This window comes from Shigella sp. FJ200513, from assembly GCF_040495915.1.
Taxonomy (GTDB): Bacteria; Pseudomonadota; Gammaproteobacteria; order Enterobacterales; family Enterobacteriaceae; genus ECMA0423.
Map to the genome: position 1 here is coordinate 1 of NZ_JBDYCV010000116.1, position 11,086 is coordinate 11,086.

8 protein-coding genes, 3 tRNA genes and 2 pseudogenes are annotated in these 11,086 nt (G+C 47.0%); 5 read left to right on the forward strand and 8 right to left on the reverse strand.

Translation table 11 applies throughout. The features are described 5' to 3' along the window. The 3 genes from ABZJ92_RS18185 to ABZJ92_RS18195 all read left to right on the forward strand — a co-directional run. Positions 1-284: hypothetical protein (locus ABZJ92_RS18185; RefSeq protein WP_250543924.1), on the forward strand; the 284-nt coding region annotated here is incomplete at its 5' end. Positions 285-385: 101 nt separating this feature from the next. After that, positions 386-1,840 carry an AMP nucleosidase gene (gene amn / locus ABZJ92_RS18190; protein WP_001060217.1) on the forward strand — a complete coding sequence of 485 codons (1,455 nt, stop codon included), beginning with the start codon at positions 386-388 and terminating at the stop codon, positions 1,838-1,840. A 342-nt stretch (positions 1,841-2,182) separates the two neighbouring features. Continuing rightward, on the forward strand, positions 2,183-2,899 hold the full coding sequence (locus tag ABZJ92_RS18195) for a YebC/PmpR family DNA-binding transcriptional regulator (protein ID WP_000532920.1): 717 nt from the start codon (positions 2,183-2,185) through the stop codon (positions 2,897-2,899). 455 nt (positions 2,900-3,354) lie between these two features. On the opposite strand, the gene ABZJ92_RS18200 is transcribed toward ABZJ92_RS18195, so the two are convergent. Continuing rightward, positions 3,355-3,430, reverse strand: a tRNA-Asn gene (locus ABZJ92_RS18200). 100 nt (positions 3,431-3,530) lie between these two features. Next, a pseudogene (gene yeeO / locus ABZJ92_RS18205) lies at positions 3,531-5,002 on the reverse strand (toxic metabolite efflux MATE transporter YeeO). 160 nt (positions 5,003-5,162) lie between these two features. Between yeeO and ABZJ92_RS18210 the strand changes: the two are divergent. Next, positions 5,163-5,238 (forward strand) — tRNA-Asn (locus ABZJ92_RS18210). Between the two features lie 37 nt (positions 5,239-5,275). Here ABZJ92_RS18210 and cbl read toward each other — a convergent pair. Both cbl and nac read right to left on the reverse strand, forming a co-directional pair. Then, positions 5,276-6,226 (reverse strand): HTH-type transcriptional regulator Cbl, encoded by a 951-nt coding sequence (gene cbl / locus ABZJ92_RS18215; RefSeq protein ID WP_001010988.1) that lies wholly within the window; start codon positions 6,224-6,226, stop codon positions 5,276-5,278. Positions 6,227-6,327: 101 nt separating this feature from the next. After that, positions 6,328-7,245 (reverse strand): nitrogen assimilation transcriptional regulator NAC, encoded by a 918-nt coding sequence (gene nac, locus ABZJ92_RS18220; RefSeq protein WP_001011445.1) that lies wholly within the window; start codon positions 7,243-7,245, stop codon positions 6,328-6,330. Between the two features lie 327 nt (positions 7,246-7,572). Here nac and ABZJ92_RS18225 point away from each other — a divergent pair. Then, a tRNA-Asn gene (locus ABZJ92_RS18225) sits at positions 7,573-7,648 on the forward strand. A 55-nt stretch (positions 7,649-7,703) separates the two neighbouring features. Here the strand turns inward: ABZJ92_RS18225 and ldtA are convergent. The 4 genes and pseudogenes from ldtA to cobU all read right to left on the reverse strand — a co-directional run. Next, the gene (gene ldtA, locus ABZJ92_RS18230) at positions 7,704-8,639 is read right to left on the reverse strand and encodes a L,D-transpeptidase (protein ID WP_000986341.1); all 936 of its coding nucleotides are present in this window, start codon (positions 8,637-8,639) and stop codon (positions 7,704-7,706) included. Positions 8,640-8,700: 61 nt separating this feature from the next. Then, positions 8,701-9,780, reverse strand: a complete 1,080-nt coding sequence (gene cobT / locus ABZJ92_RS18235) for a nicotinate-nucleotide--dimethylbenzimidazole phosphoribosyltransferase (RefSeq protein ID WP_001165576.1) — start codon at positions 9,778-9,780, stop codon at positions 8,701-8,703. A gap of 11 nt (positions 9,781-9,791) precedes the next feature. Beyond that, positions 9,792-10,535 (reverse strand): adenosylcobinamide-GDP ribazoletransferase, encoded by a 744-nt coding sequence (gene cobS, locus ABZJ92_RS18240; RefSeq protein ID WP_005049317.1) that lies wholly within the window; start codon positions 10,533-10,535, stop codon positions 9,792-9,794. Further along, positions 10,532-11,008 (reverse strand): annotated as a pseudogene (cobU, locus tag ABZJ92_RS18245) (bifunctional adenosylcobinamide kinase/adenosylcobinamide-phosphate guanylyltransferase); the annotation flags it as partial. The gene cobS and the pseudogene cobU, both read right to left, overlap by 4 nt. Positions 11,009-11,086: the final 78 nt, after the last annotated feature.

Below are 11,086 nucleotides of genomic sequence, written 5' to 3' on the forward strand. Positions count from 1 at the left end.
CTTCAGGGAAAAATATCATCAGATGGCTGCTTAAAAAAAGAATAAATGGTAGTGTCCGCTATTGCCAGTACACCTCAATGTTTGGTGCCAGTTATCGCTACAGTGGTGCTGGAGTCGGTTATCAGGTTGCCAGTGTGGTTGGCGGTGGATTTACACCTTTTATTGCCGCTGCACTCATCACTTACTTTGCCGGGAACTGGCATAGCATCGCCATTTATTTGCTGGCTGGATGCCTGATTTCTGCAATGACCGCTTTATTGATGAAAGACAATCAACGCTCGTGATAGCCTGGCGAAGATCATCCGATCTTCGCCTTATACTTTTGTTTCACATTCCTGTGACATACTATCGGATGTGCGGTAATTGTATGGAACAGGAGACACACATGAATAATAAGGGCTCCGGTCTGACCCCAGCTCAGGCACTGGATAAACTCGACGCGCTGTATGAGCAATCTGTAGTTGCTTTACGCAACGCCATTGGCAAATATATTACAATTGGCGAATTACCTGATGAAAACGCCCGTAAACAAGGTCTTTTTGTCTATCCATCACTGACCGTAACCTGGGACGGTAGCACAACAAATCCCCCCAAAACGCGCGCATTTGGTCGTTTTACTCACGCAGGCAGCTACACCACCACGATTACTCGCCCTACTCTCTTTCGTTCGTATCTGAATGAGCAACTAACGTTGCTTTATCAGGATTATGGTGCGCATATCTCTGTGCAACCCTCGCAACATGAAATCCCTTATCCTTATGTCATCGATGGCTCTGAATTGACACTTGATCGCTCAATGAGCGCTGATTTAACTCGCTACTTCCCGACAACAGAACTGGCGCAAATCGGCGATGAAACTGCAGACGGCATTTATCATCCAACGGAATTCTCCCCGCTATCGCATTTTGATGCGCGCCGCGTCGATTTTTCCCTCGCACGGTTGCGCCATTATACCGGTACGCCAGTAGAACATTTTCAACCGTTCGTCTTGTTTACCAACTACACACGTTATGTGGATGAATTCGTTCGTTGGGGATGCAGCCAGATCCTCGATCCTGATAGTCCCTACATTGCCCTTTCTTGTGCTGGCGGGAACTGGATCACTGCCGAAACCGAAGCGCCAGAAGAAGCCATTTCCGACCTTGCATGGAAAAAACACCAGATGCCAGCATGGCATTTAATTACCGCTGATGGTCAGGGTATTACTCTGGTGAATATTGGCGTGGGACCGTCCAATGCTAAAACCATCTGCGATCATCTGGCAGTGCTACGCCCGGATATCTGGTTGATGATTGGTCACTGTGGCGGATTACGTGAAAGCCAGGCCATTGGAGATTATGTCCTTGCACACGCTTATTTACGCGATGACCACGTTCTTGATGCGGTTCTGCCGCCCGATATACCTATTCCGAGCATTGCTGAAGTGCAACGTGCGCTTTATGACGCTACCAAGTTAGTCAGCGGCAGGCCTGGTGAGGAAGTCAAACAGCGGCTGCGTACAGGTACTGTGGTAACCACAGATGACAGGAACTGGGAGTTACGTTACTCAGCTTCTGCACTTCGTTTTAACTTAAGCCGGGCCGTAGCAATTGATATGGAAAGTGCAACCATTGCCGCGCAAGGATATCGTTTCCGCGTGCCATACGGGACACTACTGTGTGTTTCAGATAAACCGTTACATGGTGAGATTAAGCTTCCCGGCCAGGCTAACCGTTTTTATGAAGGCGCTATTTCCGAACACCTGCAAATTGGCATTCGGGCGATCGATTTGCTGCGCGCAGAAGGCGACCGACTGCATTCACGTAAATTACGAACCTTTAATGAGCCGCCGTTCCGATAATAAGTTATGAACCTTCTTATCAGAAATAGATGTGAAGGATTAAGTAAGACATCTGGCAAATAGCCTGCAATAAACGCGGGCTGCTTGCTTCCTTGGGCAGATGCGAGTTTTATTATCGTCTTAATGATTTCCACATATTAAAAGCAAGTATGCTTTCAAAACACAATTATAAAAAATCCCGCCAACAACATTAGTTTTTATAAAATTAAATATAAGATTATGGCTTTAGAATATTTTTATTTCTAATAGACGAGATTTTTCCTGTTATGATATAATATGCCGAATTAACACATGTTAACGATTTACCAGTAATGTAAATAAATTTTCGAGGAGATCATTCCAGTGGGACGTAAATGGGCCAATATTGTTGCTAAAAAAACGGCTAAAGACGGTGCAACGTCTAAAATTTATGCAAAATTCGGTGTAGAAATCTATGCTGCTGCCAAACAAGGTGAACCCGATCCAGAATTAAACACATCTTTAAAATTCGTTATTGAACGTGCAAAGCAGGCACAAGTTCCAAAGCACGTTATTGATAAAGCAATTGATAAAGCCAAAGGCGGCGGAGATGAAACGTTCGTACAGGGACGTTATGAAGGCTTTGGTCCTAATGGCTCAATGATTATTGCTGAGACATTGACTTCAAATGTTAACCGTACGATTGCTAACGTTCGCACAATTTTCAATAAAAAAGGCGGCAATATCGGAGCGGCAGGTTCTGTCAGCTATATGTTTGACAATACGGGTGTGATTGTATTTAAAGGAACAGACCCTGACCATATTTTTGAAATTTTGCTTGAAGCTGAAGTTGATGTTCGTGATGTAACTGAAGAAGAAGGTAATATTGTTATTTATACTGAACCTGCTGACCTTCATAAAGGAATCGCGGCGCTAAAAGCAGCTGGAATCACTGAGTTCTCAACAACAGAATTAGAAATGATTGCTCAATCTGAAGTTGAGCTTTCCCCAGAAGATTTAGAAATCTTTGAAGGGCTTGTTGATGCCCTTGAAGATGACGACGATGTACAAAAAGTTTATCATAACGTCGCAAATCTCTAATTATATTTTAAAGAAATCTGTCTTTATGGCAGATTTCTTTAATCTCATATAATTCTTATAAAAAATATAATATTTAACTCGTCATATTGCTTATAAAAAATCCCCGTCCCCAGAGAAATAATATTTATTAAAATGGCAGGTCTTCTTTTTCTGATTACCGAAGACAAAGTGGCAATTACGTATAGTTTCCCGATAAAGACGCGACAGCTACGTCCCGCATAAGGCATTTTTCTCTTTATCTTTGTACGGTACTTCATGGAACAGAATTTTTGACCTTGTGAATCGTGATATCTGTTGGGGAGGGGCAATTTGCTCACTGAAGCGTGAGACTCGATTAAGCGCACGAAACACAGAAATCAAAAAACCCGGCCACTTTTTTACAAAGTGGCCGGGTAAAAATAATTTTTATTTTTTAACTGTCCTGAGTCTCATAGAGATGTCTCAAAACTAAAATTTGGCTCCTCTGACTGGACTCGAACCAGTGACATACGGATTAACAGTCCGCCGTTCTACCGACTGAACTACAGAGGAATCGTGAGAACGAGGCGAATATTAGCGATGCCCACCCACAATGTCAAAGCCTGTTTTTTAAATTTGAAATCGTTTGCTGAAATAATCTGCATTTTGTCGTTTATTCCGACACAACTGGCTTTTTTTCACACTTTTGCGGCTCGGATCGAGGGTATTTCCACAGCCAACGTCCAGTAACCATTCGCCAGTAAAACAGCACGGCCCGCACAGCCCAGTCGGCAAACATTCCCATCCAGACACCAACCACACCCCAGCCAAGCATGATTCCCTGCACATAACCGACTACAACCCGGCAACCCCACATGCTCAACATAGAAACCCACATGGCGTAACGGGCATCACGAGCACCCTTAAATCCAGCGGGTAGCACCCATGAGGCGGACCAAATAGGCATAAATAAAGCATTTAGCTAAATCAGAATCACAACGACGTGTTTAACCTGTGGATCCTGGGTGTAAAACGATGCCATAACCCCGGCAAAGGGAGCCGTTAGCCAGGCGATGGCCGTTAATCCAAGAGTGGACAGCCAGAACACATGCCGCAACTGAATCTCTGCTTGCGCTATCTGCCCTACCCCCAACCTTCGGCCTGTAATGATCGTAGAAGCAGAACCGAGCGCACTTCCGGGTAAGTTGATAAGAGCCGCAATTGAGAACGCGATAAAATTTCCGGCAATAACGCTGGTCCCCATCCCGGCAACGAACATTTGGGTTAATAACCGACCACTGGTAAATAACACTGATTCGACACTCGCTGGAATACCAATCCCCATGACTTCCCAGATAATGCTAAAATTCAGCGGTTTAAAATAGCTCTTTAACGAAATCCTTAGCGCAGGATTAAAACCAATCGCCAGCACCCACAAAATTGCAACTGCGCCAATATAACGAGAAATGGTTAAACCCAACCCAGCCCCGACCAGGAGAAAAGGCCGTAAATCAATATGCCGCTAATAATAATATTAAGAATATTCAGGCTACCGTTAATCAGTAGCGGTATTTTCGTATTCCCTGCACCACGAAGTGCCCCGCTACCAATAAGAGTGATGGCAGCGGCTGGATAACTGAGTACGGTCAGCTCCAGATAAGTCAACGCCAGTGCTTTAACTTCTGTCGTGGCATCACCCGCGACGAAATCAATAATTTGTTCGCCAAAATGATGAATTAGCGTTGCCAACAGTACGGCAAACAACGTCATGATCACCAATGACTGCCGCGTCGCCACCCTCGCTCGTCGTCGATCCCGCTTACCGAGACTAAATGCTACAACGACAGTAGTACCAAGATCGATAGCTGCAAAAAAAGCCATAATGACCATATTGAAGCTGTCCGCCAACCCCACGCCGGCCATCGCATCTTTTCCCAGCCAACTGACCAGAAAAGTGCTCAGGACCCCCATCAACAGGACACAGGCGTTCTCCATGAAGATAGGAACAGCAAGCGGGGTTATCTCGCGCTAGAACAACACTTTGTAGCTCTTGCGTTTAGAGTGCCAGCGAGTGCCGTGAACAACCTGGCGTAAAGCAGAGGAGATATTCAAAGCCGACCTTAATTGCAGAAAGTGAAACCACATTTCAAATGATGAGGGAGAATCAGCAAAGCTGCAAAGATTTTCGCCAACAAATTGTCTGCAAATGCAACAAACTGTTGATAGAAACGGCAAACAGTTGGGAAATTTAAAAATCGGGTTTGACAAAATATTTTTCGCCGTTAAGATGTGCCTCAACAGCGATTCCTCTGTAGTTCAGTCGGTAGAACGGCGGACTGTTAATCCGTATGTCACTGGTTCGAGTCCAGTCAGAGGAGCCAAATTTCTGAAAAGCCCGCTTTTATAGCGGGCTTTTTGCTATATCTGATAATCAATTTCCTCTTCACTGTTTTCCATCACCTGGCGCTTGATATCCTCAACTGACAGTCCTGCATTACAAAGTTCCAGAAAGCGCCAAACATAGTTACGCTGAAGTTGTCCTCGCTTCAGTCCCAACCAGACAGTATTAGCATCGAAAAGATGCCGCGTATCCAGGCGGATTAAATTCTCTTCCTCTTGTTCGCCGCTGGATTGTTCGGCAACTAATCCGATCCCAAGCCCAAGAGCAACATAGGTTTTAATGACATCAGAATCCTGTGCACTTAATACAATATCTGCCGGCAAACCTTTGCGGGTAAATGCGTCATCAGTGCGTGAGCGCCCCGTAATTCCCTGTCGGTAAGTAATTAACGGCCACTTCGCTATTGATTCCAGCGTCAATGGTGTAATTTGCGTTAAGGGATGATCGAGTGGAACAAGCAAACTATGGTGCCAACAAAACCATGGGAAGGCGACGAGCTGCGGGTCATTACTCAAACGCTCGCTGGCGATACCAATATCAGCTTCGCCATTTTGCAACAACGTCGCAATTTCCTGTGGCGAACCCTGGATTAGCTCGAGCCGAACCTCCGGGAAAAGTTCGCGAAAAGCTTTAATGACCTCTGGCAAGCTATAACGTGCCTGAGTATGCGTCGTTGCAATAGTGAGAACACCAGACGTATCGTTGGTAAACAGGTCTGCAAGCCGACGAACATTACTGGCTTCATTCAGAATACGTTCTGCAATGACCAGTAATGCTTTGCCCGGTTCAGTCATCCCCAGCAGTCGCTTACCTCGTCGAACAAATATTTCGATGCCAAATTCATCCTCCAGTTCCCGAATATGACGGCTAACGCCTGACTGTGAGGTAAAAAGCATATTCGCAACCTCTGTCAGGTTGTAATCCTGACGTGCAGCCTCGCGGATTATCTTTAGTTGTTGGAAATTCACGGTAAACTCCGGGCAGTTCAGATATCCCGTTATTGTTAAAGTCTAATGCCCGGCATAACAAATAATAAAAACCCGCATCTTATTCCATCCCGATATAACGCTTAGCTCACCAATTGCCACTGCCTTTTTTCCATCACTGGAGAACTAATCACTGACATTAACAACTCTTTCACTGCCTGTGCCTGTGGTGACAAGTTTGCTCTGGCGGGTAAATTTAAGGACAAAGAGAGACTCATTGAAGGAGTGGTAATGCGTGACATCCACCCATTTACTGCGCCACATAACGAACGCGCAGCCGATTCAGGTAATACTGCAACGCCCATGCCGCTGGCAATCGCTGCGGTAAGCGTGGCAATAGACTCAATTTCACCAATGACTTTTGCCGTGAGCCGCCGTAGGGAAAAAGCCTCATCAACACGAAGTCTAACAGCGCTGTAATCACTGGGGAGAAAAAGGTTCATTTGCGCAATAGCATTAACATCAACGTTTTGCCCCGGGCAATCTTGAGTTCCTACCAGGAAAAGATCTTCTTTCAGCAAAGCCTGACTGGATACCCCAGCCACAGGGGAATGCTCATAAATCACCGCCATATCGAGTTGGTGATTTATCAGTTTTTCGTTAAGCACTGCACCACTATTTTCATGAAGATAGATAACGACCTCCGGGAATTCAGCGCGAACCGCCTGTAATAAGGGCATGGTGATGGATGACGCAGCGGTTCCTGGCGCAAAGCCAATCGAGACTTGCCCCGATAATGACTGACCAACGTTATGCACCGCCAGTTGGGCCTGCTCACACTGACGTAAAATGGCCCGTGCATGGGTATAGAGAATTTTTCCGGCGTCTGTTGGCGTAACGCCCCGTTTTGTGCGAATCAAAAGCTGTTGATTTAACTCACCTTCCAGTATGGCAACCTGTTGGCTGAGCGCTGGTTGTGCGATATGCAATACTTCAGCAGCCTGGGTCAGGCTACCAATATCTACAATTTTTACGAAGTATTTCAGGCGTCTGAAGTTCATGTTGCCTCCGGTTTTTAAGAATCGGCCCAAGTGCCGCCATTACTTACAACCAGTATGCAAGATGCCTGCCAGTTCTATTTTGGCGTTGATGCGCAAGCTAACCAACTGTCAAATAAGAGATTATGATAGATTCGTCATTGGCCCTTTTTATCAGCAGTCGCATTCACCTGCCCTATAAAAGGAGGGTATGCACCACGATGGTTCATTACCCAATAAGATTGAAAGCTCACCACTTTGTTGAAATTGGCAGCAAACAAACAAAAAAAATGCATTTCACCCTTTGACATCACCATGCACTGCCATTAATATGCGCCCCGTTCACACGATTCCTCTGTAGTTCAGTCGGTAGAACGGCGGACTGTTAATCCGTATGTCACTGGTTCGAGTCCAGTCAGAGGAGCCAAATTCAAAAAAGCCTGCTTTCGAGCAGGCTTTTTACTTTCTAATTACCAACGCTCTTAAAACATCTGTCTTGAACCAGAACTAATTTGCACAGGCATTCCCGATCGATGTTGCAACGCAGCATTTGCGCGATTTACATCAACTTCTTGCCCGTTGATAAACGCCCGCAAAGATGGGGTTACCGGCAATGGCACTTTTCGGTCAGACTCATATTCTGCACGATTGCGCGACAGCGGCTCATGAACTTCCAGCCACTTTGAACCATCCGGTTCCGTTGTGTATTTCACTGGCTGATCAATAATTTGTACACGAGTGCCTACAGGAACATTATCAAACAGATATTTGATATCGTCATTACGCAGACGAATACAGCCCTGACTTACACGGAGCCCAATACCAAAATTGGCATTGGTACCGTGGATGGCATACAACCTGCCAATATAAATCGCGTACAGCCCCATGGGGTTATCGGGCCCCGCAGGAACAAATGCGGGCAAACTCTCCCCTCGTTTCGCATATTCGCGCCGGATGTTCGGCGTTGGCGTCCAGGTTGGTGCTTCTTGTTTACGTTCAACGGTAGTCACCCAGTTACGCGGGGTTTCTCGCCCAGCCTGGCCGATACCAATAGGAAAGACTTCCACTGTATTACTGTCTGGCGGATAGTAATAAAGACGCATTTCAGCGACGTTAACCACAATCCCTTTACGAACAGTGGCGGGCAAAATCAGTTGCTGCGGAATGGTGAGTTGTGAGCCAGGCTTCGGCAAAAAAACATCAGCGCCCGGATTCGCTTCCAGCATATTACTTAACCCTTGCCCGTATTGTGCGGCAAAAGTCTCCAGCGGCTGAGTATTGTGATCAGGAACAGTTACAGTAAGCGACTGCCCCACTAAACGGCTACCCTCTGGAGGTAATGGATAAGTTACCGCCAGGCTATTTTGGCTGGCAAAAAGCAGAGCAAATGAGCAAAGAATATTTACACGACGCATCATGTCCCTTTCCTAAGTCGCGAATACTATCCGATAAGTATAGCTTTTATCAGACTTTTCGTTTTTAGCTGTTCAAATCAGAAGTCGTATTCCCCGGTAGAACAATATTACTGGCAGCAAGTTCGCCCATGTTGTTGTATATCGCACAAGCAGCTTCGATGATGGACATCGCCAGAGCTGCACCACTCCCCTCACCTAAACGCATATCCATATTGAGATAAGGCTCCAGCCCCAAATGCGAGAGCGCTATACGCGCGCCTTTTTCTGCCGACAAGTGAGAAGGAATGAGATACGGTTTGATTGCAGGAGACATCTGGCAGGCTGCGAGCGCAGCAGCATAAGAAAGAAATCCATCCAGCAACACGGGTAAACCGCAGGAAGCAGCACCTAACATCACTCCAGCTATTCCGACCAAATCAAATCCACCCACTTTTGCCAGGACATCAACACCATCCTGAGGATTTGGTTGATTCAACGTAATCGCCCGACGCACAACATCAATTTTATTAGCCAGTTTATCTGTCGGCAGGTTTGCGCCAATCCCAACCACTTCTTCAGGATCCCGGCCAGTGATTGTGCTGACTATTGCCGCTGCCGGTGTCGTGTTTGCCATCCCCAGTTCACCTACACCAAACAGCGTGACACCGTTTTTCGCCAGCTCCCGCGTATAACATATGACGTCCAAAAGCAACTTTTCAGCCTGACGGCGACTCATTGCCGGAGCTGAAGCAATATTGCCGCTACCTCGTGCGACACGCATGTTGATAAGCCCGGGGATAGGCTCAGCAGTATCAATACCAACATCAATTACGTGGACGTTAGCGCCCGCTTGTGCTGCCAGCACACACACGCCGGTTGTTCCACGGGTCATATTTTCAGCCTGTATGGCTGTCACTTCTTTTGGAGAAATAGCGACCCCTTCCTCCCAGACGCCGTGATCGGCACACATAACCAGTACCGCTTTTTTGCCCACATGCGGTATGCCATTCACCCCCGGCATTCCTGCCAGTTGTATGGCAAGCGCCTCCAGCTTTCCTAGGCTACCAACAGGTTTGAATAACCCGTCAACATGCCGTTGTGCACGCGACATAGCGGCAGAATTGATGGCTGGGATCGTATTCAGTAAATCGGCAATTATTTGCATGTCACGTTTCTTTATAGCAGTGCCAGCAGGAAGACCAGTTCACCAAGCTCTATGGCTGCTCCCAGCGTATCGCCCGTTTGCCCGCCCAGCGTACGTTTGAGAAGCTGACCGAGGATGAAAATCGCCACCATCGTCACCACCATAGCAGCCACACCATGCATACCCAGCAATAATACGGCAGCAAAAATAGCGGCTAAGCCGAGTGTGACGCAGGTTTGTCGCCCATCAATTTTGCCAATGAACACATTGCCAAGCCCTTCTTCCCGCGCATAACGATGACGATACATCAATAATGCGGCAGTCCCGCGGCTGACCGCACATGCTGCCGCCAGCGATGCAAGGATCGGTTCGCCACGCAGAGCCAACTCGCTTAACACCAGAATCTTTGCCAGTACCACAAAAATCAATGCCAGACCGCCGTGGGTGCCTAAACGGCTATCACGCATGATTTCCAACATGCGATCGCGACTACGTGCAGAAAATACGCCATCACAGGTATCAGCGAGGCCGTCCAGATGGAATTCCCCGGTCATCAGCGCCAGCACAAGTACGCTAAACAGTGCCGCCAGTGGTGCGCCACACCATGCCTGCAGCACCATGAAGACCAGCCCGCTAATCGCGCCAAGCAATAATCCAATCAAAGGAAAAGTAATAATACCGCGAGAATAATGTTCGAAATCCAGTCCCTGGGACCAGCGACGCGGTACAGGCAGACGCGTAATAAATGAGAGCATCGCCCAAAATAATTTGCTCATTTGATTTTTACTCCAATACCCGAAACCACCAGCCATACTTCATTTGCCGCAGCGGCCAACTGCTGATTTACCCGCCCGGCAATATCACGAAAATGTCGTGCCAGACGACTCTCCGGCACAATCCCCATTCCCACTTCGTTAGTCACTAATACAACCTTTGCGGGGCAACGTTGGCAGGCAGCAATCAACGACTGAATCTCAGCATTAATCGCCTGTTCCATCGCCTGATAATCCCATTCATCAGGGTCTTTATCGCCGCCATAATCAAACAACAGATTAGTCACCATTGTGGTAACGCATTCCAGCAACACAGCCTCATTCGGGTTAATGTCTGCATGAATTAATTCATCAAGATGTTGCCAGCGCTCCACTGTGCGCCAGTGCTCCGGGCGGCTTTGCCGATGATGTTCTATCCGTGCAGCCATCTCATCATCAAGGATTTGCGAGGTAGCGATATACAGAACCTGTGAAGAGTGAGGTGTACTGGCAATAGCGGACACTACCATTTATTCTTTTTTTAAGCAGCCATCTGATGATATTTTTCCCTGAAG